The 22,250-nt window shown below is 41.8% G+C and carries 18 protein-coding genes, 2 rRNA genes and 1 pseudogene; 4 read left to right on the top strand and 17 right to left on the bottom strand.

Annotated elements, in window-relative coordinates; all coding sequences use genetic code 11:
* Window positions 1–21: 21 nt before the first annotated feature.
* From hflC to cutA, 13 genes are all read right to left on the bottom strand, one after another.
* Window positions 22–900: a protease modulator HflC gene (gene hflC / locus MTN97_RS08880; protein WP_008113491.1), complete on the bottom strand. Its 879-nt coding sequence runs from the start codon at window positions 898–900 to the stop codon at window positions 22–24.
* Between the two features lie 5 nt (window positions 901–905).
* Window positions 906–2,075, bottom strand: coding sequence for an FtsH protease activity modulator HflK (gene hflK / locus MTN97_RS08875; RefSeq protein ID WP_010391686.1), 1,170 nt, complete (start codon window positions 2,073–2,075; stop codon window positions 906–908).
* Window positions 2,076–2,175: 100 nt separating this feature from the next.
* Window positions 2,176–3,465: a ribosome rescue GTPase HflX gene (gene hflX, locus MTN97_RS08870; protein WP_036980358.1), complete on the bottom strand. Its 1,290-nt coding sequence runs from the start codon at window positions 3,463–3,465 to the stop codon at window positions 2,176–2,178.
* A 16-nt stretch (window positions 3,466–3,481) separates the two neighbouring features.
* The gene (hfq, locus tag MTN97_RS08865) at window positions 3,482–3,745 is read right to left on the bottom strand and encodes an RNA chaperone Hfq (RefSeq protein ID WP_008113494.1); all 264 of its coding nucleotides are present in this window, start codon (window positions 3,743–3,745) and stop codon (window positions 3,482–3,484) included.
* A gap of 81 nt (window positions 3,746–3,826) precedes the next feature.
* Window positions 3,827–4,744, bottom strand: a complete 918-nt coding sequence (gene miaA, locus MTN97_RS08860) for a tRNA (adenosine(37)-N6)-dimethylallyltransferase MiaA (RefSeq protein ID WP_028835550.1) — start codon at window positions 4,742–4,744, stop codon at window positions 3,827–3,829.
* 10 nt (window positions 4,745–4,754) lie between these two features.
* Window positions 4,755–6,581 carry a DNA mismatch repair endonuclease MutL gene (mutL, locus tag MTN97_RS08855; protein WP_248474203.1) on the bottom strand — a complete coding sequence of 609 codons (1,827 nt, stop codon included), beginning with the start codon at window positions 6,579–6,581 and terminating at the stop codon, window positions 4,755–4,757.
* 29 nt (window positions 6,582–6,610) lie between these two features.
* Window positions 6,611–7,954: an N-acetylmuramoyl-L-alanine amidase gene (locus MTN97_RS08850; RefSeq protein WP_248474202.1), complete on the bottom strand. Its 1,344-nt coding sequence runs from the start codon at window positions 7,952–7,954 to the stop codon at window positions 6,611–6,613.
* Window positions 7,955–7,982: 28 nt separating this feature from the next.
* Window positions 7,983–8,450, bottom strand: a complete 468-nt coding sequence (gene tsaE / locus MTN97_RS08845) for a tRNA (adenosine(37)-N6)-threonylcarbamoyltransferase complex ATPase subunit type 1 TsaE (RefSeq protein ID WP_248474201.1) — start codon at window positions 8,448–8,450, stop codon at window positions 7,983–7,985.
* A gap of 126 nt (window positions 8,451–8,576) precedes the next feature.
* Window positions 8,577–9,917 (bottom strand): acetyl-CoA carboxylase biotin carboxylase subunit, encoded by a 1,341-nt coding sequence (accC, locus tag MTN97_RS08840; RefSeq protein WP_010391679.1) that lies wholly within the window; start codon window positions 9,915–9,917, stop codon window positions 8,577–8,579.
* A 26-nt stretch (window positions 9,918–9,943) separates the two neighbouring features.
* A complete protein-coding gene (gene accB, locus MTN97_RS08835) occupies window positions 9,944–10,420 on the bottom strand; it encodes an acetyl-CoA carboxylase biotin carboxyl carrier protein (protein ID WP_248474200.1) in 477 nt (158 codons plus the stop codon).
* A gap of 33 nt (window positions 10,421–10,453) precedes the next feature.
* Complete coding sequence (aroQ, locus tag MTN97_RS08830; RefSeq protein ID WP_036980376.1) at window positions 10,454–10,906, bottom strand: type II 3-dehydroquinate dehydratase; 453 nt, start codon at window positions 10,904–10,906, stop codon at window positions 10,454–10,456.
* Window positions 10,907–11,135: 229 nt separating this feature from the next.
* Window positions 11,136–12,941, bottom strand: coding sequence for a protein-disulfide reductase DsbD (locus MTN97_RS08825; RefSeq protein ID WP_069439777.1), 1,806 nt, complete (start codon window positions 12,939–12,941; stop codon window positions 11,136–11,138).
* Window positions 12,941–13,261 carry a divalent-cation tolerance protein CutA gene (cutA, locus tag MTN97_RS08820; protein WP_036980381.1) on the bottom strand — a complete coding sequence of 107 codons (321 nt, stop codon included), beginning with the start codon at window positions 13,259–13,261 and terminating at the stop codon, window positions 12,941–12,943. Before cutA ends, MTN97_RS08825 begins: the two co-directional genes overlap by 1 nt.
* Before the next feature lie 240 nt (window positions 13,262–13,501).
* Between cutA and MTN97_RS08815 the strand changes: the two genes are divergently transcribed.
* From MTN97_RS08815 to rnk, 4 genes are all read left to right on the top strand, one after another.
* Window positions 13,502–13,981: an FxsA family protein gene (locus MTN97_RS08815; RefSeq protein WP_069439776.1), complete on the top strand. Its 480-nt coding sequence runs from the start codon at window positions 13,502–13,504 to the stop codon at window positions 13,979–13,981.
* Between the two features lie 109 nt (window positions 13,982–14,090).
* Window positions 14,091–14,378, top strand: a complete 288-nt coding sequence (locus MTN97_RS08810; protein ID WP_004587676.1) for a co-chaperone GroES — start codon at window positions 14,091–14,093, stop codon at window positions 14,376–14,378.
* Window positions 14,379–14,426: 48 nt separating this feature from the next.
* The gene (gene groL / locus MTN97_RS08805) at window positions 14,427–16,076 is read left to right on the top strand and encodes a chaperonin GroEL (protein WP_036980391.1); all 1,650 of its coding nucleotides are present in this window, start codon (window positions 14,427–14,429) and stop codon (window positions 16,074–16,076) included.
* Between the two features lie 177 nt (window positions 16,077–16,253).
* On the top strand, window positions 16,254–16,667 hold the full coding sequence (gene rnk / locus MTN97_RS08800) for a nucleoside diphosphate kinase regulator (RefSeq protein ID WP_036980394.1): 414 nt from the start codon (window positions 16,254–16,256) through the stop codon (window positions 16,665–16,667).
* Between the two features lie 71 nt (window positions 16,668–16,738).
* On the opposite strand, the pseudogene MTN97_RS18135 reads toward rnk, so the two are convergent.
* From MTN97_RS18135 to MTN97_RS08765, 4 genes and pseudogenes are all read right to left on the bottom strand, one after another.
* Window positions 16,739–18,556 (bottom strand): annotated as a pseudogene (locus MTN97_RS18135) (methyl-accepting chemotaxis protein).
* Between the two features lie 96 nt (window positions 18,557–18,652).
* On the bottom strand, window positions 18,653–20,155 hold the full coding sequence (locus MTN97_RS08775; protein ID WP_069439775.1) for a bifunctional ADP-dependent NAD(P)H-hydrate dehydratase/NAD(P)H-hydrate epimerase: 1,503 nt from the start codon (window positions 20,153–20,155) through the stop codon (window positions 18,653–18,655).
* 418 nt (window positions 20,156–20,573) lie between these two features.
* Window positions 20,574–20,688, bottom strand: a 5S ribosomal RNA gene (gene rrf / locus MTN97_RS08770).
* Between the two features lie 195 nt (window positions 20,689–20,883).
* Window positions 20,884–22,250: ribosomal RNA gene (locus MTN97_RS08765) — 23S ribosomal RNA — on the bottom strand; the annotation flags it as partial.

Raw genomic sequence — 22,250 nt, 5'->3', positions numbered from 1 at the left:
CAAGTTTAACTAAAGCTATGATTACTGAGCTTTCGCGCCTTTCATGTATTGGAAGAAGTCGCTATCCGGTGATAACACCATCACGTCTTGCTTTCCTTTGAAAGTTTGCTTGTAAGCTTCTAAAGAGCGGACAAAGCTAAAGAACTCAGGGTCTTTATTATAAGCACTAGCGTAAATCGCAGCAGCGTCAGCATCACCTTGACCACGAACAGAACGCGCATTACGTTCTGCATCGGCAAGCATTACTGTTACTCGGCGGTCAACACCTGCACGAATCGTCTCTGCTTTTTCCTGACCTTCAGAACGGTGCTCTTTAGCAACGGCAGTACGCTCAGCACGCATACGTTGGTAAATAGAACTACTCACCTCTTGAGGTAAGTTAATTTGCTTAACACGTACATCAAGTACTTCAATACCCAGCTCACTAGCACTTTCAGAGGCTTGTACTAACGCTTCTTCCATCAGCTCGCTGCGTTCACCCGATACAATTTCACGAATAGTACGCGTACCAAAGTTAGTACGTAGGCCATTATTTACTTTTTGCTTAAGCAGTGTTTCAGCGTATTGCTTATCACCACGTGCACGCAGGTAAAAAGAGCTAAAGTCGTTAACACGCCATTTTACAAACGAATCAACAATTAAGTCTTTTTTCTCGCTAGTTACAAAGCGATCCGGTGTGCCATCTAGCGTTTGAATACGCGCATCAATGCGGCGCACTTGGCTAAAAAATGGCACTTTTAAATGTAGACCTGGACCATAAACTACCGCTTGATCATCGCTGTCTTTTTGTACTTTACTAAATAAAAGTACAATCGCCTTTTGGCCTTCAGAAACCACAAATACTGACGAGAAAGACATCACAATGGCGGCTAATAGGATTACTAAACTAAAGTTTTTCATTGCTCTTATCTCCCGTCGTTAAAGCGATCATTGTTAAAGCGATCGTTACCACTATTAACAGTGCTGTTGCGTGACGTATTTACCTTGTTACGTAAATCGTTAATATCGCTTGAGCTAGGTAAAGCAATACGTGTTGATGAACCCTGTTTTTCCATGATTTTATCAAGTGGTAAGTACATCATGTTGTTGCCGCCTTTAACATCAACCAACACTTTAGAGCTATTACCTAGCACTTCTTGCATCGTGTCTATGTATAAACGCTCACGTGTTACTTCTTTAGCTGCTTGGTATTCTGGAAGTAATTTCTCAAAACGAGCCACTTCACCTTGCGCTTCTAAAGTAATACGCTCTTGGTAACCTTCAGCCTCTTGCGTCATACGCGTTACTTGACCACGTGCACGCGGTTCAATTTCACGGGCATACGCTTCGGCTTCACGAATAAAGCGTTGTTCATCCTCTTGGGCTGCAATTGCATCATCAAACGCATCTTTAACTTCCATTGGCGGACGTGAATCCTTGAAGTTAACGTCAGTTACGATTAAACCTAAGTTATAAGGTTCGATGATTTGATTTAGCTCATCCCAGGTATTTTGACGCACAACTTCACGGCCGTTAGTCAGTACTTGGTCCATTTTTGAATGGCCAACAACATAACGCAGCGCACTATCTAATGCTTCTTCAAGACTGCTGTCAGCGTTAGTGACACTAAACTTGTATAAGTATGGGTCGATTACTCGATACTGTACTTCAAACTCAACGCTTACTACGTTTTCATCTTCAGTTAGCATAAAGCCTGATGCTGATAACGAACGAACAGCTTCGATATCGACTGGAATAACCGTCTCAACAAAGGTCATTTTCCAACGCAAGCCTGGATCTGCAATTCGGTCAAACTTACCAAATTGAAGAACGACACCGCGTTCAGCTTCTTTCACCGTATAAATACCACTTAACGCCCACACAATGGCAGCGATAATAAGTACAAATGAAATACCGGCTCCGCCAAGTCCACCGCCGCTACCATTGCCGGATTTTTTACCGCCAAATAAGCCGTTAAACTTGTTACTGAATTTACGGAACACCTCGTCTAAATCAGGTGGGCCTTGATCACGTCCGCCTTTGTTATTCCACGGATCTTTGTCATTGCCATTATTACCCGGTTCATTCCAGGCCATAGCTATACTCCATTGTTATCTAAATAAATTCGGAAATTGTGTTAAATCTAACAAATCTTATGCATTTCTTATACTAAAACCGACATTAATCTTTTAGTTTTTAGTCGCAGCTAATAAAACTTTCAATCTCTGGGCCAAAATCTTTAATCAAACGATTCCACTCAATCATAGGTAATCGCACATCTAGCAACCAATTACCTTGCTCATCAAAACGTTCGTTATGCACTGCACTTAAGTTAAATAAAGATGCTCTTAAACGTCCATACTGAGGAGCCAGTAGTAAAGTTTCACTCAACATCTTTTTAGCTAGTAGGTCACTAATAGCCTCACTTAGCAGCTCGCAACCTTCACCTGTTTTTGCTGATAACCATACCCTTATAGGTTGGCCTTCGTCATCGCGATCAATACGTGGGGTTACATCATCCAGCGCATCAATTTTGTTGTATACAAGTAATTGCGGTACATCATCAGCTTCAATTTCTTTGAGTACTTCTTGTACTTGTTCAATATTTTCTTTTCGACGAGGGTCGGCTACATCAATCACGTGTAATTGTAAATCAGCCTCTCGCGTTTCTGTCAGCGTTGCTTTAAATGCAGCCACTAAGTCATGCGGTAAGTGGCGAATAAACCCTACAGTATCCGCTAAAATAACCGAACCAACATCGCCAATATCTAACTTGCGTAAGGTTGGGTCTAGTGTTGCAAACAACTGATCAGCAGCATACACATCAGAATTTGTAATACGGTTAAATAAGGTTGATTTACCCGCATTAGTATAACCCACTAAAGAAACCGTTGGGATCTCATTACGAGTACGTGCTCGTCTACCTTGCTCACGTTGTACGCCAACTTTAGCCAAACGGGCGCGTATATTTTTAATACGCGCACGTAATAAACGTCGATCGGTTTCTAACTGCGTTTCACCAGGACCACGTAAACCAATACCGCCTTTTTGGCGTTCAAGGTGGGTCCAACCTCGGATTAAACGAGTCGACATATGACGAAGCTGCGCTAACTCAACTTGAAGTTTACCTTCGTGAGTACGTGCGCGCTGAGCAAAAATATCAAGGATAAGTGTGGTTCTATCAAGTACCCGACATTGACAAACACGCTCTAAATTTCGTTCTTGAGACGGGCTCAACTGATGGTTAAAAATGACAACATCGGCATTGTGGATTTTGACAATTTCAGCTATTTCTTCCGCTTTGCCGGTACCGACAAATAGTTTGGGATGTGGTGCTTGACGGCTGCCTTGCACAACCGCCAAACTACTAACACCAGCAGAAGATACCAACATTTCTAATTCATGAAGATCTTCGCGATCCCCATCTTTAGGTAAGTCGATATGGACTAAAATTGCCTGTTCGCCAGATTCATAGCGGTCAAACAAGCATTACGCTCCTAATTTAAAAGTTTCCTGGTTCAGTTTCTTCGGTGTCTTCATTTCCCTGTACACCTTGAAAGTTGACTGCGCGTGCAGGTACAACTGTTGAAATTGCATGTTTATACACCATTTGATTAACAGTGTTTTCCAGTAAAATTACAAATTGGTCAAATGACTGAATTTTACCTTGTAATTTTATGCCATTTACCAAAAAGATTGATACTGGAATGCGCTCGCGGCGTAATGCATTTAAAAATGGGTCTTGTAACGATTGGCCTTTTGCCATGTTATTATTCCTTCGTTCTAGGTGTTATTATAATTAAGTGGCTGAACTGATTTAACAAAGCTAAATTTTGTCCAGCTACTACTAGCTTAGCGAACTTACTACACGATGCAAGTTTTCTTCATCACCGGTTGTTAACCATGTAACATCAGGCCAGCTTCTTAACCACGTTAATTGACGTTTAGCCAATTGGCGTGTGGCTGCAATGCCGCGAAAAATCATTTCATCATGATCAATTTCACCCGCAAGGTAATCCCACATCTGTCTATAACCTACACAACGAATAGAAGGCATATTGGGATGTAAATCCTCACGTAGATATAGGGTCGAAACTTCTTTTTCAAACCCCTGTTCAATCATTATTTTAAACCTTTCTTCAATTCGATGATGTAATTCACTGCGATCATCGGGTGCAATTGCAAATTGATGAAAAGTATAGGGTAATGCTGGCTGCTTTTGCTTTTGCAATTCAGTCATCGTTTTACCTGTTATACGGTAAACTTCCAAAGCACGATTAATTCGCTGCGAATCATTTTCACTCATCTTTTGTGCGGCTTGCGGATCAACTTTAACCAGCTCTTTGTATAAATAAGGCCAACCATGCTCTTTAGCTTGTGTTTCTAGTTCGGCTCTAACGTTTGCATCGGCCTCAGGTAATGGCGACAACCCATCAATAAGGGCTTTAAAGTACATCATTGTACCTCCAACCAGTACAGGCACTTTACCTTGTTGATGAAATTTATCAATTTTTTCTATCGCATCGCGTCTAAAATCAGCTACTGAATAGGTTTCGCTTGGGTCGAGTAAATCAATTAAGTGATGGGGTGCACGTGCTAGTTCGTCGGCATCCGGTTTAGCGGTACCAATATCCATACCTTTATAAACCAGTGCCGAATCAACGCTGATAATTTCAGTATTTAAATACTCACACAGTGAAATTGCCAATGCTGTTTTACCAGCAGCGGTGGGGCCCATTAAAAATATGACCGGTAAATTACTCAACACGAATACCCTAATTTAATTGCGCTAGATAAGACTTTAGATCTATTTTAACTGCTTTTTCACGTAAACGTTCAATTGTTTGCGCATTATTTTGTAAGCGAGTTTGCTGTACTGCAAAGGCTTTACTGGCATAGAAGCGTGCAGGTATTACATTTACCTGCCACGCTAGCCACTGTTCAATACTTTCTAACTGAGCTTTACACCCATCAAGTAAGGCATCAACTGCGGCACTCACGTCAAGTAAGTACAAGCAAACAGGCAACCTCTTAACCATAACAAATTGTTTTTCAATTAAAAGTTCAAAGCCAAGCAAAGTAAACCATGATTGTTGCGTAGCCAGCAGTTCGGTATCTTGTTTTGACACATTGACCCGTACGGGTAATAACAATGCTTTGCCCTCAAGGCTGCCTTGCTCTTTAATTTGTGCAAGCCAATCATCCGCTAATGCGTATTTAAAGTGTGAACAATAAAGTTGATTTTCATTATTGAACACGCAAACGCCCTTTTCAATGCTTATTATATCGACAGTGCGAAGTGCTGTATCTGATACTTGCGTCTCATTAGATTGTACAAATGCTGCCGCAGTATCAAAGTGCTGTGCTTGTTGCTCATTCACGCCCTGATAAAACGCATTCACATCATGGTAATTTTGGCTTTCAGTACGCACCTGTCTACCCCCACCTTGACGACTGCCACCATAAGAGGCACTACTTGTAGATGGCGAATGACTTGGTTGTAATGACGACTTAGGATAATCAAAAAGTTCACTACTGGAAGTGTGTTCTTGGTTAAACGATGTAACTGGTGAATGAAGAGCGTGAGCGGCTGGCGAATTAACAAACTCAGCTTGCAGGGGCACAACAACTTGTTTTATCGCTTGCAAAATAAAGTCGTGTACTAAGCGCCCTTGATGAAAGCGCACCTCATGCTTTGCCGGGTGCACATTAACATCCACTTGGCGTGGGTCTATATCAATGTAAATCACAAATCCGGGAAGTTCTTGCTCGCCACTGACCTCTTCAAATGCTTGGCGAATAGCATGCAGAATAAGTTTGTCGCGCATCATACGATTATTTACATAGGTATACTGAGTAGTATTAGCCGATCCAACTGGCAATACCCAACCGTGTAGTTGCAACCCAGCCTCACCCGATTGAATATGCAATCCTTGCTCAGCAAACGCTTTACCCGCCACTTGTGCGACTCGCGTAATCGCTTGAGCGGGATCAGTTTTAGCGCGATACTGGCGCACCACTTTTTCATTATGGGTTAATGTAATTGATACATCAAAACGGCTCAGCGCAATACGCTTAATAAGCTCATCAATATGACTAAATTCGGTTTTTTCAGTGCGTAAAAACTTACGTCTTGCTGGGGTGTTAAAAAATAAATCTTTAACTTCAATTGTGGTACCGCTAGGGTGAGCAATCGGCTTTACCTCTACGGCCATATCTCGGCCTTGTGCAAAGGCTTGCCACGCAGCTTCTTGATTTTCGGGTTTAGAGCTTAAGGTTAAGCGAGATACCGAACTAATAGATGCTAAGGCTTCGCCCCTAAAACCAAGAGAACAAATATTTTCTAGGTCGTCTAAGGACTTGAGTTTACTGGTTGCATGGCGAGAGAGCGCTAATGTGAGCTCATCCTTTGCGATACCCGCTCCATTGTCGCGAATACGAATTAACTTGTGGCCCCCGCGTTCAATATCTATTTGAATACGTGTCGCGCCTGCATCAAGGCTGTTTTCTACTAACTCTTTAACCACCGATGCGGGACGCTCAACAACTTCACCCGCCGCAATCTGGTTTGCTAAGCGCGCAGGTAATACTTCAATACTCATAACAACCTTAAATGTGTGCGCTTTTAAAATTAACTCTGAGGAATATCAAGTTCCTGACCAATAAATAACGTATTTGAACTGAGCTTATTAACTTGTTTTATTTTACTGATACTTACGCCATATCGACCAGCCAACATGCTCAGTGACTCACCAGGACGTACTTTATGTTTTGTTGGGTATTGAGACTTTAATGACGCAAACAGTGAGTCGTCAGGCGGGTTACGTAAATAGTAATTTTTAATTGAGGTAAACATGGCTTTAGCTAAGCGCTCTTGGTGATTGGCACTTTTAAGCAGTCGCTCTTCACGTGGATTAGAGATAAACCCAGTTTCAACCAAAATAGACGGAATATCTGGCGACTTTAATACTGCAAGGCTGGCATGTTGCGGCTCTTTTTTATGAAGTTTAGCCACCTTTCGTAACTCTTTAACTACTTCCTCAGCCACGTTTAAGCCGGTTTTCATGGAGTGATCCATCGACATATCAAGCAAGGCTTGCGCTAAGTACTTTTCATTTGCAGCATCTTTAATTACATCAGCAGCACCGCCAAGTAACTCAGAGTGTTTTTCTTTATCCTCAATCCATTTACCAATTTCTGAATTGGCACGTCGCAGCGACAACACCCATACAGAAGCACCATTTGGCCCAGGGCTGGTAAACGCATCTGCATGAATAGAAACAAGAAAGTCTGCTTTTTTCTGACGTGCGCGGTTGGTACGTGTATTGAGTTTTACAAAGTAATCGCCACTGCGAACCATACGCGAAATCATGCCTCGCTCAGCATCAATCATCCGCTCTAAACGCTTAGCAATTTGCAGTGTAATGTCTTTTTCGTAAGTGCCTGATGGGCCAATGGAGCCTGGGTCTTCACCGCCATGCCCTGCATCAATAGCAATTACAATATCGCGCTCTTGGCTTAATTGGCGTTTTTTAGCCGCCGTTTGCGCAGGGGTAATTGCACCTTTGGCTTGGCTTTTATCGTATAAATCGACCACCAATCTATTTTTATAAGGGCCTGTGGGGGCTAGTGCAAATATAACTGGTTTAACTGGCCCATTTAATTCAAACACTAAACGCACGCTGTGTTTATTTTTAGGTTTTGAGTAACGTAACTTACTAACAATTTGGTGTTTTGGTGGCACACCTGGCAATATTTTTAACTCATCAGTGTTTTCTAAATCAACCACTAAACGGCTTGGGTTTTTTAGCATAAAGTAGCTGAAGTCAGGTTTATCGTCGAGATCAAACACCACCCGAGTGCTATCAGGGGATGGCCAGACACGCACACTATTAATAGTGTTTTGCGCCCACAATGGCAAGCTCACTATAAAAACCATGAGGTAAATAAAAAGTTTAACTAAACCACGACTCATTTTGATAATCACTGCCTTAACTATTTTATTATCTATTATTTAGTTTTTCGACAATTGCTATACCACGCTCACTGGCACTGTTAATAACAATTTTACGCTCATCACCTACATAACTTAGCGTAGCATTTAGATCGGGAACAGGGATAAATTCTCCGCCTTTTTCCGGCCACTCAACAATACAAGTTGCCGTTTCTGAAAAATAATCACGAATTCCCATAAATTCAAGCTCTTCTGGGTCACCTAATCGGTATAAGTCAAAATGATAGACATTGCCACGCACAAGCTCGTAAGGTTCAACAAGTGTATAAGTGGGACTTTTAACCTTACCTGTATGACCAAAACCTTGCACTATACCGCGAGTAAATGTCGTTTTACCGGCCCCCAAATCACCATGCAAATAAATAACTGCGCCCTGTTCTATTATGGCAGCTAATTTATTACCCATAGCAACAGTGGCATTTTCATCGACTAAATGAAAATCAAAACTACACGACATGATTACCTCAAAATTTACGAAAAGCGCATATTTGTTAATCATACCAGATTATTTATTTAAGGTGATACTGCCTCTTTTTTAAAGATAAAAAAACCGGCCTGAGCCGGTTTTTAATTAGCATGGACTTTACAGCCCTAATTTCTTCTCAAGGTAGTGGATATTTGTACCACCGTTTTTGAAGTTTTCATCTGCAAGAATGCGTTTATGCAATGGCGTATTCGTTTTAATACCGTCGATTACCAACTCATTCAATGCATTACGAGCGCGAGCAATAGCAACATCACGGTTTTCACCGTAAGTGATCAGCTTACCAATCATAGAATCGTAATGTGGAGGAACGGTGTAGTCAGCGTAAATATGACTGTCCCAACGAATACCTAAACCACCAGCTGGATGAAAACGGGTAATTTTACCAGGTGATGGAATAAAGGTTTCTGGGTCTTCAGCATTAATACGACACTCAATAGCATGGCCACGAATAACCACATCTTCTTGAGTGAATGATAAAGGCTGACCAGCGGCAATTTTTAATTGCTCTTTGATTAAATCCACACCGGTGACCATTTCAGTTACTGGGTGCTCAACCTGAATACGGGTGTTCATTTCAATGAAGTAAAATTCACCGTTCTCGTATAAGAACTCAAACGTCCCCGCACCACGATAACCAATTTCGATACATGCGCGTGTACAACGCTCACCAATGAACTTACGTACTTCTGCAGTAATCCCTGGTGCTGGCGCCTCTTCCACTACTTTTTGGTGACGACGCTGCATTGAACAATCACGCTCACCTAAGTGAACCGCATTGCCTTGACCGTCGGCCAATACTTGTACTTCAATGTGACGTGGGTTTTCAAGGAATTTCTCCATGTAAACCATGCTGTTGCCAAAGAACTGCTTTGCTTCTTGTTGCGTAAGCGAAATTGAATTGATTAACTCAGCTTCGTTGCGAACAACACGCATACCGCGGCCACCGCCGCCGCCAGCTGCTTTAATAATTACTGGGTAACCAATACGCTTAGCAATTTGCATGTTGCGTTCTTTATCATCCGATACCGGACCATCAGAGCCAGGTACACAAGGAACACCCGCTTTACGCATCGCTTCGATTGCCGATACTTTATCGCCCATTAGACGAATAGTATCGCCACGAGGACCGATAAAAACAAAGCCACTTTGCTCAACTTGGTCTGCAAAGTCTGCATTTTCAGCAAGAAAACCATAACCTGGGTGAATAGCGACCGCATCAGTTATTTCAGCTGCGGCTATAATGCGTGGAATGTCTAAGTAACTTTCAGTTGCTGCTGGTTTACCAATACAGATGGTTTCATCTGCTAGTAATACGTGCTTAAGATCGCGATCCGCCGTTGAATGCACAGCAACCGTTTTGATCCCAAGCTCTTTGCAGGCGCGCAATATACGAAGTGCAATTTCACCTCGGTTTGCAATGACTACTTTATCTAACATGAGAGTTGGCCTTTTACGTTGCGCTATTATTCAATGATGAATAAAGGTTGATCAAATTCTACTGGCTCGCCGTTTTCTACTAAAATAGCTTTTACTGTACCGGCTTTATCTGACTCAATTTGGTTCATCATTTTCATTGCTTCAACGATACACAATGTGTCGCCAACTTTAACCTGTGAACCGACTTCAACATATGCTGGCGCTTCTGGAGAAGCTGCTGCGTAAAAAGAACCTACCATAGGAGATTTAACTTGGTGTCCTGTAGGACCTGCCGCTGGTGCTTCAGACTCTGCTACAGGTGCTGCTGGTGCTGCTGGTGCTGCTGCAGCCGCAGGAGCGGGTGTTGGAGCATATTGCTGTGGAGCAAATTGCGCGTACGCAGGACCGGCACTCATGTTGTTACGGTTAATACGTACTGATTCTTCACCTTCAGTGATTTCTAGTTCTGCAATACCTGATTCTTCTACTAATTCAATTAGTTTTTTGATCTTGCGAATATCCATAAACGACCCGCCTATTAGTTTGTTAGTTTAAATTTAGTTTGAGTTTTGCAATCGGCTCACCGCTGCATGTAAAGCAGCGTGATAGCCCATTGCACCTAATCCACAAATAACGCCTTGCGCCACATCAGAAAAATAAGAATGATGGCGAAACGTTTCACGTGCATGCACATTACTTAAGTGCACTTCAAAAAACGGAATATCAACGCTTAGCAATGCATCACGTAATGCGACGCTTGTGTGCGTAAATGCTGCAGGGTTAATAATGATGTAATCAACCGCTTGCCAAGCATCATGAATGCGTTCAATGAGCGCTTGCTCACTATTACTTTGAAAATGCGTTAGCGTCACATCTAAACTATTAGCAGCATTATTTAAATCGCTCATAATATGCTCTAAAGAGTGTGAACCGTACTTATCGGGCTCACGCTTTCCTAGCATGTTTAAATTTGGGCCATTTATAACTAAAATCTTTAATTTTGCAGCCATAATACGCGATATATCCTATAAGTAATGAGTTAAGCGGTTACTAGCTAAGTTTTCACTAAAAAGTAAGCTGAAAAAAGTAAGATAGCAACAATTTCTCACGTTAACCAACTATTATAGTGATTTCGAAGTAAATAGCAGCAAAATACTGGTCTAATCTCTATTTCGGGAACAAATCTTGAGGGGTAATAATGGCACAACATTAACAATCATGTTGTGCCATATAGAATGGTCATTCAGCGCTGGCACGCACTGCAGCAAGGTGCTTAGCGAAATCATCCGCATTTAAAAAGCCAGTGACACGTTGTGCACTTAGCTCTTCACCTTGAGTATTAAAGAATAAAATACTCGGTAAACCAAATACTGAATATGCTTCCATTAGCTCAATTGTTTCATTATCGCTTTGAGTTAAGTCAATTTGTATCAGTTGATAATGGCTAAACTCACTTTGTACTTGCGGGTCGGGAAAGGTGTAATGCTCAAACTCTTTACACGCTACACACCAGTCGGCGTATAAGTCCACCATAACCATGCGCCCTTCGCTATTTGCTTGTGATACGGCTTGTTTAAGCTCGGCTAAATTGGCAACCTGTTTAAACTCATTGTTTTGCGAGGTTGTTTGTAAACTCACGGCTTGTGTTGGCCAAAAATAGCTTTTGGTTAAATTAAAGCCAGTAAGCAGCAATAAAACAGCCATAAACCACAATAAGGTTTTTAATTTACCTTGTGCTTGAGCGCTTTGCCAATAATGGAAATAAAGCGCTGTGGCGATAGCTAATAAGCCTGCCATAAGCATAATAATTTCAATATCTATAATGCGCTCTAGCAAAATAAGTGGCACAACTAACATAATAAAACCAAATAAGGTTTTGACTTGTTCCATCCAGCCGCCAGCTTTCGGTAATAGCTTACCTCCCGATGTACCTAATAATAACAGCGGTAGCCCCATACCTAAACTCAGTACGTAAAGTGTTAGCCCGCCTACTAGGTAATCGCCGCTTTGTGCCACAAATAATAATGCGGCTGATAAAGGCGCTGTAGTACAAGGAGATGCAATAAGCCCTGATAAAACCCCCATCAAGAACACCCCAATATAGTTACCGCCTTTTTGGTTGTTGCTCACTTGGGTTAGCTTGTTCATCATGCGGCTGGGTAACTTTATTTCGTACCAACCAAACATTGACATAGCCAGCAGTACAAACAATAAGCTAAAGCTTATTAATACATATGGATGCTGTAAATAGCCTTGCACTTGTCCGCCTAACGCAGCAACCACAAGCCCTAATGCTGCATAGGTAACCGCCATGCCTTGAATATAAACAAATGATAGGGCAAATGCTTTTTTAGTAGACAGGTTCTTTTGACCCGCAATTAAGCTAGATAAAATAGGAAACATCGGAAATACACACGGTGTAAATGCCAGACCCACACCCACGGCAAAGAAAATAGCTAAGTTAACCATTAAGCTTTGGCTAGCTAACTGCTCTGTAAATGTGAGCTCTTTATCAGGTGTTGATGCAGTTGCTGGTTTTTCTGCAGATTGGCTAAGTGCTGCAAATGCACTGCTTGCTGCGGTATTGTCATTAGTATCAGTTTCACTTGCCAGTACACTTAATGGAATGCTGATGATTTCAGGTGGATAACACAGCCCTGCTTTTGCACAGCCTTGATAACGCACCTTCACAACGCCATCTTCACTTACATTACTTAGTTTGCTGATAACGCTAAGAGAATTAAAAAACACCTCAGTTTTGCCAAAAAATTCATCTTCAATTATTTCACCAGCGCCCAACTCAGGCACGTCAATGCTGGCACCTTTGGCAATAATTTCTATTTTATCTTTATATAGGTAATAGTCATTAGCGATATCCCAACCAACAAATAACGTACTTCCTTGCTGGTCAAAATCAAATACAAACGCTTCATTTACCGGTAAAAATGTGTGCTGAGTCGGTTTTAGAAAATCATCAAGGGTATTTTGTGCCGCCCAAGCAGGCGCCATTAATACGCTTAATAAAAAAAATAAAATAAAGCGCATTAATGAAGCACCTCGTCCATCCAATTAAAGTAAGCCAAGTTACCCGTTGCTACATCAACAACTTGTATTTCTGGTACTTCGTAGCTGTGAAGATCTTTTAAGGTTAAAAATACATCGTTCATTTTGTCAGCCTTAGTTTTAATTAGCAGCTTTACTTCTGTTGCTTCAGCTACTTCACCTTCCCATATGTAAATAGAAGTCATGGCCGGTAAAATATTTACACAAGCGGCTAGTTTCTTTTCAATTAGCGCCATAGCCAATAAACGGGCTTCATCGTTATTTTTGCAAGTGGTAAAAATAAGTTTAAATTGCGTTGTCATAGTGAACCTTTACTTGTTTACGGGGGTCTAGCCCCATAGTAGCTGATAGCGGGTACAATGTGTAGACACGAACTCTGTCTACATTTTGGGTCTTTGCAGTAAATTGATTTAAACCCGCTACCGTTAACTCAACTAACATTAAAGTTTATTACTTACTCTTATTAGCTTGAAAATAGACCCGACAACCCTCACTTATATTTCATTAGCACCTTAATAAGTGTCATTTTTTTAGAGAGTCTTATGTTTAGAATTTTATTTTTGCTGTTTATCATCATCCCAATTATTGAAATTGCCTTGCTAATTCAGGTTAGTGACGTGATAGGTGGCTTCGCAACAATCGCTTTAGTGGTACTAACCGCGATTGTGGGTGCGAAAATGGTGAAACAGCAAGGAATGGGCGCACTACAAAACGTACAAGTGCAAATGGCTCAAGGACAAATGCCTGCTAAAGAATTATTTACCGGTATTTGCGTAATTATTGCAGGGGTACTTTTATTAACACCCGGCATTATGACAGATGTATTTGGCTTACTACTCCTTACCCCTGCTATTCGTAACAAATTAGCTGCAGGACTTGCTAGTCAAGCAACTGTAAGAATGAGCGCTAGCATGCATCAAACTGGCACTTCAGGGTTTTCACAAACTCATCAATCAATGCATCACGAGCAAAATGAAAACCGCCCTAAAACCATAGATGGTGAATACGAGCGAAAAGATTAAAAATTTATCATTTTTTCTCTTGGAATTTTTCACTCCACCCCCATTAATGAATGCAAATTAGAAAAGCTTTTTTCTGTACTGTTCAGAAACTGTTAGGAGAACTAAAAACATGAACATTCGTCCTTTACAAGATCGCGTAATCGTTAAGCGTCTAGAAGAAGAAACCAAGTCTGCTGGCGGTATTGTATTAACTGGCTCTGCAGCTGAAAAATCAACTCGCGGAGAAGTTATTGCTGTTGGCAATGGTCGCGTTCTAGATAACGGTGACGTTAGAGCTTTAGAAGTAAAAGCCGGTGACACTGTGTTATTTGGCTCATATGTTGAAAAAACTGAAAAGATCGAAGGTCAAGAGTACCTGATCATGCGTGAAGACAACATTTTAGGCATTGTAGGCTAACCCTACTTTTCGTTTAACAAACATTTAAGAATTTAGAGGAAATTAAAGATGGCAGCAAAAGAAGTACTTTTTGCAGGTGATGCACGCGCTAAAATGCTAACAGGCGTAAATATCCTAGCAAACGCAGTAAAAGTTACATTAGGTCCTAAAGGCCGTAACGTAGTACTAGATAAATCATTTGGCTCTCCAGTAATCACTAAAGATGGTGTATCTGTAGCGAAAGAAATCGAACTTGAAGACAAGTTTGAAAACATGGGTGCACAAATGGTAAAAGAAGTTGCATCTAAAGCAAATGATGCAGCGGGTGACGGTACGACTACCGCAACTGTACTTGCACAATCTATTGTAAACGAAGGTCTTAAAGCAGTTGCTGCAGGCATGAACCCAATGGATCTTAAGCGTGGTATTGATAAAGCAATTACCGCTGCAGTAGAAGAACTTAAAACGCTATCTGTACCATGTGCTGATACTAAAGCGATTGCACAAGTAGGTACTATTTCAGCTAACTCTGATAAAGAAATTGGCGATATCATTGCACAAGCAATGGAAAAAGTAGGCCGTAACACAGGTGTTATTACTGTAGAAGAAGGTCAATCACTAGAGAACGAACTAGATGTTGTAGAAGGCATGCAGTTTGACCGTGGCTACCTATCTCCGTACTTTATCAATAACGCAGAAAAAGGCGCGGTTGAGCTAGACAACCCATTCATTCTACTTGTAGATAAAAAAGTATCTAACATTCGTGAGCTACTACCTACATTAGAAGCTGTTGCTAAAGCAAGCAAGCCACTATTAATCATTGCTGAAGACCTAGAAGGCGAAGCACTTGCTACTTTAGTAGTTAACAACATGCGCGGTATTGTTAAAGTGTCTGCGGTTAAAGCACCTGGCTTTGGCGACCGTCGTAAAGCAATGCTACAAGATATTGCCGTATTAACTGGCGGTACTGTTATCTCTGAAGAAATCGGCTTAGAGCTTGAAAAAGCAACGATTGAAGACCTAGGTACAGCTAAGCGCGTAGTAATCACTAAAGATGATACAACTATCATTGATGGTGCTGGTGAAGAAGAAGGCATTAACGGCCGTGTTGCTCAAATCAAAGCACAAATTGAAGAAGCGACATCTGACTACGATAAAGAAAAACTACAAGAGCGTATGGCTAAACTTGCCGGCGGTGTTGCAGTAATTAAAGTAGGTGCAGCGACTGAAATTGAAATGAAAGAGAAAAAAGACCGTGTTGAAGATGCATTACATGCAACTCGTGCAGCGGTTGAAGAAGGCGTAGTACCTGGTGGTGGTGTTGCTCTAGTACGTGCTGCTAGCAAGCTAGCTGAGCTACTTGGCGACAACGAAGACCAAAACCACGGTATTAAAGTTGCACTTCGTGCAATGGAAGCACCACTTCGTCAAATCGTAACTAACGCAGGTGATGAAGCATCTGTAGTTATTAACGCAGTTAAAGGCGGTGAAGGTAACTACGGTTACAACGCAGCCTCTGGCGAATACAATGACATGCTTGAAATGGGTATCCTAGATCCAACGAAAGTAACGCGCTCTGCACTACAATTTGCAGGTTCGATTGCGGGTCTAATGATCACTACCGAAGCAATGGTTGCTGAAATCCCTAAAGAAGAAGCTGCTGGTGCCCCTGATATGGGTGGCATGGGCGGAATGGGTGGTATGGGCGGCATGATGTAATCATCCCCTCACACACTTAGCTCAAATAAAAACCCAGCTTCGGCTGGGTTTTTAGCAATAGAGATAAAATAAATTCACTAAGGCACAATAAAATTATCTCAGTGTATTCCAATGCAACTGAGTTCCTGCAAGCTATACCCAGAGTAAATTTTATTTAACATGATTAAGGATATTAAGTTGAATACTAAACCTGAAATAATCATCTCATCACTGGATGCAGATCGATTGTATGCGCTAATGGAATCGTTACCTGCGAACAGTTTTGCGGGTGAAAAAGAACTTGAAGCAGAACTTGGTAGGGCTAACATCGTTGAGCCACACGAAGTTCCCTCAACCGTGGTAACCATGAATTCAACAGTGAACTTTGTTGTTGAATCTACAGGTGAGGAATTTACTTTAACGCTTGTTTACCCGAAGAATATTGACTCAAGTGGCAAAAAAATATCAATTTTAGCCCCTGTTGGTAGTGCATTACTTGGCCTTTCACAGGGAGATCAAATTGAATGGCCAAAGCCAGGCGGTGGGTTAATAACAGTAACTATTAAAGAGGTAACTTATCAACCAGAAAGAGCTGGCGAGCTTCATAGATAGACTTTTAAATCCTCACAATTTTAAATTAATAAACAAATTTATATAAAAAATCCAAGCCTTGCTTGGATTTTTTATTGAGTTACCTGCTGACTAATGTTGTATAGCCTTTGTGCTTGACTATTAGAGGCTTTACTTACTTCTCTAAAGTCTTCGGCATCGGCGGCATTTTTCCCTGATATTTCTCGGATCCGTTCCGCTAGTTTTTTAACATTGACGGTTACTTGAGCCTGTTCTTCAGTGGCTACGGCAATACTTGCTGAGCGCCCTTTAAGTAACTGACTTATCATGGTTTCAATCTCACCAGCTGATTGTTGTGTTCTTTGTGCCAGTGTTCTAACTTCATCAGCAACGACCGCAAACCCCCTTCCAGAATCACCAGCACGAGCAGCCTCAATAGCAGCATTAAGCGCAAGCAAATTAGTTTGCTCAGAGATATTCATAATCACATCTAATACCGAACCAACCTGCTGTGAATCTTCAGATATTTGTGATATTGCATTGGACGACTCAGTTAGTTTATTGAACAACAGCTGGATAGATTCTGCGTTTTGTTCAATAACATTAAAGCCAGAGTTTACAAGATCTGATGACTTAGCGGTAATATCTGCAACGCCACTAATATCTTCTGATGCCGATGAAGCCGCTATCGACATTTCATTGATAGCCGTGGCTAACAATTCATTTTCTTGCATTAGTTCATGTGCGCGTTGCTGACTATTACTACTCAAGTTATCAATAGATTCAGCATTGTTTTTTACTGAGGCCGCCTCTTCTTTAATTAGCCCAAGAATTTTAATAAGATGATCACCGTAATCATTAATAGCTTCGCAAAGATGACTCATTTAATCATCCCCCGATATTGGTAATTTAGAATCTGTTTGCCCTTGCATTAATGACCTAACTTGCGCCGAAGTCTGCTCTATTTGCTCAACTAATCGCTTACCAAAGACTAATAATGCCGATATAAATATAACAATGAGTACAATGAATGAACCATACAAATAGTATGTCAGCGTATTAGCTGCTTTTTTTGCAGTCGCTGTTGGAATTATCACGCCAGAGCGCCACTTTTGCTCCGGCAGTGAGAATGTCACTAGAATTGAGCTATCCCCCTATATGACACCAGAACTAAACTCTGCTACGAGTCTATCTTCATTTTTCAAGGCGTTAACTAAAGGCTGTAAAGAGCTATCTTTACTCACAACTTGTGAAAAATTTAGCATGGCTAAATTCGTATCTCTAAATGCAGGAATAGAAACAAAATGCTGCGCACTATCAATAATAAAACTGTAGGTACCGGTTGCTTGATTTTCAGCAAGAAGTGACTTTTCAATATGAGAAAGCTCTATATCTAAAGTAGCGACTCCCCAAAACTGATTATTACGCTCAATTTTAACAGAACAAGTTACCATAGGCACATTCGAGACTGCATCAATATAAGCCTCAGACCAAACACATACGCCTGGTTGAGCGTTAGCAGTGTATACCAGCTTTCTTGTTGATATGGACTGCTATCAGCTTGGTTGTAGTCATCTAATAAAGTGTATTGACCATTATCGCCCTTAGCCCAAAACAAAGATGCCCTTTGTGCTTATGCATCTAACATATTTGGCTCTGGCCATATTCCACCACCGGCAATGCCTGAACCACTAGCAATTAACGGTGCCAAATTTTTAATAAATTGATCTTTATCAAGGGGAAGTGTTTGAGCAACAACAGATAAGCTTTTAGTTAATGCTGCACTTTTTCCTAAATCCTTAGCAAATGATTCACCTATTACTTTAGCCTGTAACTTAGCTGCAGAAATAGCTTCATTTTTTATAATTGGCGTTATTACCCATTGCATAATTACGGTTAATTCCCGCATACATTTTTTTCTGTATTAACATCTTTAACCTTAGTTACAATCAAACAGCGCTAACTAAGTATAAGAAGGTTAATGGATTTATCAAAAAAAGAACAAAATTAATATTAATGCTTTTATCTTATGGTTTTATAGTATTAATTAACCGCCTCACTATACAAAACAGATCGCTAGGTAGCATACCTCGCTCTCCATTTTTTTGCCCAGCAATATCACCCGCTTTAGCATGCAGTGTAACACCATAGCAAGTTGCCTCAGCACAATCTAACCCTTGAGCAAGTAATGCCCCTACAATACCAGAAAGAACATCACCGCTACCGCCAACAGCAAGCGCAGGGCTTCCTTCTTCACAAACCCAAGTATGCTTACCATCGGCTATTAAAGTTCCTGCGCCTTTTAAAACACAAACTGCTGAGTAACGTTTAGCACATTGTTGAACATAGCTGAACCGATCAGACTCTATCTCCCCAGTCGTCACCTTTAATAATCGAGAGGCTTCGCCTGGATGTGGGGTAAGTACACACCGCATGGGCATTTTCGGTGAAGCTTGTTTAGCGAGTAAATTAAGTGCATCAGCATCAATAACTAAAGGCATATTATTACGTGTACAATACTCAATGACTTGATTAAAGGTATTTTGCGCCCATTCGTCTTGTCCAAGGCCTGGGCCAATAACAGCACAGCTTGCCCACTCCAATGCATGTTGCAAGTTATTACCACTTACCATAAGCTCTGGTCGGCCAAAACTAACTGGCATAATTGAGCTTTCATGGGTATACACTCTGACCATTCCAGCACCAGCTCTAAGCGCTGCCTCGCTTGTTAACCTGATCGCACCTGCCGTTCCTTGATTCCCACCAATACACAGTAATTTTCCATAACTACCTTTATGACTATTCAAAGCACGTGGACCCAAGCCTTTAAAACTATTGATATTAATAAGCTTACCCGAAGGGCTTGCTAATTCTACGAATGACTCGCCAATAGCCAAGTCATCAAAGATAAGTTCACCAACATACTGTTTACCCGCAGCCGTTGTTAACCCTTGTTTTACCCCTACAAAAGTAATTGTTTTAGTGGCTTTAATTGCAATACCTAAAGGTTGGCCTGTATCAGCATTTATACCTGATGGCACATCAATACTGAGTATTGGTTTAGTGCTTTCATTCGCCGCTTTAATTATAGTGGCAACATTATCGCGTACCGTATTTTCAAGACCAGTGCCCAGTAATGCATCAATGATTACATCACACTCATCGAGTGCATCAGCGCTAAAGTTACAAATTTCACCACCGGCATCAATCCAGCGCTTTTGTGCTTTTGCAGCATCGCCGGTTAATTCTTTATTTTCATCTACGACACACACCACGACATGCCTATCGGCTCGCTTAATAAGGCTAGCCGTAATATAGCCATCTCCTGCGTTATTGCCACTCCCTACGAGTACTAGAGTCTGCTGTGCATTGAATGATTTCCAATTTAAAAATGCAGCATGCCCCGCTCTTTCCATTAGGGTAAACAGATCACAACCACTGGCTTTTGCAGCATTACCCTCATACTCTCTTATTTGCTGTGCTAAATATACGAATTGCTTAACGCTGGAAGATGAAGGTAATAACGACATGATAGGCTCTATAAAAATAAGTGTTGATTAAGTAGACTTTGGGCTCATTGGTTTTTTTTCAAGTAAGATCAGAAATGTATCAATCAGAATAAGGGCGCAACCCCCTTATTTGAGTATTTATTACCAATTTATACCAATTCGCTTAATTAAGCGGTCTATTTTGAGGCAGGAAAAACGGGGTAATCTGCAGACGTAAAAAAACCCGTCACATTACTGTAACGGGTTTCTCTTATTTGGAGCCTGGTAGTGTCGTGGTGCCCACAGCGGTAGAGAGCCTCATAGCAAATGTATAGAGTCGGCTTTAGGCGCTTATTATTTTCCTTTTACCTGATGCCTTTTACCTTTCACCTGCGTTTTTACTTTCCTGCAGATGTAAAAAAACCCGCTACATTACTGTAACGGGTTTCTCTTATTTGGAGCCTGGTAATGTCCTACTTTCACATAGCAAATGCTACACTATCATCGGCGCTGTTTCGTTTCACTACTGAGTTCGGCATGGGGTCAGGTGGGTCCAAAACGCTATTGTCACCAAGCAAATTTTGTCCAAAGGATTAATGACAAAGCACGTAGTGCTTACATTTCCTTTGCGCAAGGTGCCTCAATGTTAACGCTACGCGCTAAGAGTCACCTCATAAATTTGGAATTCTGATAATAAAAGTCTTCAAGTATCTACTTTAGTTATATTAACTTCTTGCTTAAACTGTCGCATAAAACGCGTTTGGCGTTGTATGGTTAAGCCTCACGGGTAATTAGTACAAGTTAGCTTAATGGCTCACACCACTTCCACATCTTGCCTATCAACGTTGTCGTCTTCAACGGCCCTTCAGAGACTTTAAAAGTCTAGTGAGAACTCATCTCGAGGCCTGCTTCGCGCTTAGATGCTTTCAGCGCTTATCAGTTCCGAACGTAGCTACCGGGCAATGCCATTGGCATGACAACCCGAACACCAGCGGTTCGTTCACTCCGGTCCTCTCGTACTAGGAGCAACCCCTCTCAATTCTCAAACGCCCACGGCAGATAGGGACCGAACTGTCTCACGACGTTCTAAACCCAGCTCGCGTACCACTTTAAATGGCGAACAGCCATACCCTTGGGACCGACTTCAGCCCCAGGATGTGATGAGCCGACATCGAGGTGCCAAACACCGCCGTCGATATGAACTCTTGGGCGGTATCAGCCTGTTATCCCCGGAGTACCTTTTATCCGTTGAGCGATGGCCCTTCCATTCAGAACCACCGGATCACTATGACCTACTTTCGTACCTGCTCGACGTGTCTGTCTCGCAGTTAAGCTGGCTTCTACCATTACACTAACCGTACGATGTCCGACCGTACTTAGCCAACCTTCGTGCTCCTCCGTTACTCTTTGGGAGGAGACCGCCCCAGTCAAACTACCCACCAGGCACTGTCCGTAACCCCGATTCAGGGGCCAACGTTAGAACATCAAAACTACAAGGGTGGTATTTCAAGGACGACTCCACAAAAACTAGCGTCTCTGCTTCTAAGTCTCCCACCTATCCTACACATGTAGGTTCAATGTTCAGTGCCAAGCTGTAGTAAAGGTTCACGGGGTCTTTCCGTCTAGCCGCGGGTACACAGCATCTTCACTGCGATTTCAATTTCACTGAGTCTCGGGTGGAGACAGCGTGGCCATGGTTACACCATTCGTGCAGGTCGGAACTTACCCGACAAGGAATTTCGCTACCTTAGGACCGTTATAGTTACGGCCGCCGTTTACCGGGGCTTCGATCAAGAGCTTCTCCGAAGATAACCCCATCAATTAACCTTCCGGCACCGGGCAGGTGTCACACCGTATACGTCATCTTGCGATTTTGCACAGTGCTGTGTTTTTAATAAACAGTCCCAGCCACCTGGTCACTGCGGCTCCCGTCCGCTTAGAGAGCAAGTCTCATCACAGATAGGAGCGTACCTTCTCCCGAAGTTACGGTACGATTTTGCCTAGTTCCTTCACCCGAGTTCTCTCAAGCGCCTTAGTATTCTCTACCTGACCACCTGTGTCGGTTTGGGGTACGATTCGGTATAATCTGAAGCTTAGAGGCTTTTCCTGGAAGTATGGCATCAGCAACTTCATCACC

Origin of the sequence: Pseudoalteromonas sp. 2CM36K, assembly GCF_023161865.1 — a bacterium.
GTDB lineage: Bacteria > Pseudomonadota > Gammaproteobacteria > Enterobacterales > Alteromonadaceae > Pseudoalteromonas > Pseudoalteromonas tetraodonis.
Note: the sequence above shows the minus strand (reverse complement) of the source record. Positions and strands in the feature narration are given on the sequence as shown.

Coding starts and splice junctions, on each gene's coding strand:
- hflC (WP_008113491.1), bottom strand. CDS start 900: ATGAAAAACTTTAGTTTAGTAATCCTATTAGCCGCCATTGTGATGTCT.
- hflK (WP_010391686.1), bottom strand. CDS start 2,075: ATGGCCTGGAATGAACCGGGTAATAATGGCAATGACAAAGATCCGTGG.
- hfq (WP_008113494.1), bottom strand. CDS start 3,745: ATGGCAAAAGGCCAATCGTTACAAGACCCATTTTTAAATGCATTACGC.
- mutL (WP_248474203.1), bottom strand. CDS start 6,581: ATGAGTATTGAAGTATTACCTGCGCGCTTAGCAAACCAGATTGCGGCG.
- MTN97_RS08850 (WP_248474202.1), bottom strand. CDS start 7,954: ATGAGTCGTGGTTTAGTTAAACTTTTTATTTACCTCATGGTTTTTATA.
- tsaE (WP_248474201.1), bottom strand. CDS start 8,450: ATGTCGTGTAGTTTTGATTTTCATTTAGTCGATGAAAATGCCACTGTT.
- accC (WP_010391679.1), bottom strand. CDS start 9,917: ATGTTAGATAAAGTAGTCATTGCAAACCGAGGTGAAATTGCACTTCGT.
- accB (WP_248474200.1), bottom strand. CDS start 10,420: ATGGATATTCGCAAGATCAAAAAACTAATTGAATTAGTAGAAGAATCA.
- aroQ (WP_036980376.1), bottom strand. CDS start 10,906: ATGGCTGCAAAATTAAAGATTTTAGTTATAAATGGCCCAAATTTAAAC.
- MTN97_RS08825 (WP_069439777.1), bottom strand. CDS start 12,941: ATGCGCTTTATTTTATTTTTTTTATTAAGCGTATTAATGGCGCCTGCT.
- cutA (WP_036980381.1), bottom strand. CDS start 13,261: ATGACAACGCAATTTAAACTTATTTTTACCACTTGCAAAAATAACGAT.
- MTN97_RS08815 (WP_069439776.1), top strand. CDS start 13,502: ATGTTTAGAATTTTATTTTTGCTGTTTATCATCATCCCAATTATTGAA.
- MTN97_RS08810 (WP_004587676.1), top strand. CDS start 14,091: ATGAACATTCGTCCTTTACAAGATCGCGTAATCGTTAAGCGTCTAGAA.
- groL (WP_036980391.1), top strand. CDS start 14,427: ATGGCAGCAAAAGAAGTACTTTTTGCAGGTGATGCACGCGCTAAAATG.
- MTN97_RS08775 (WP_069439775.1), bottom strand. CDS start 20,155: ATGTCGTTATTACCTTCATCTTCCAGCGTTAAGCAATTCGTATATTTA.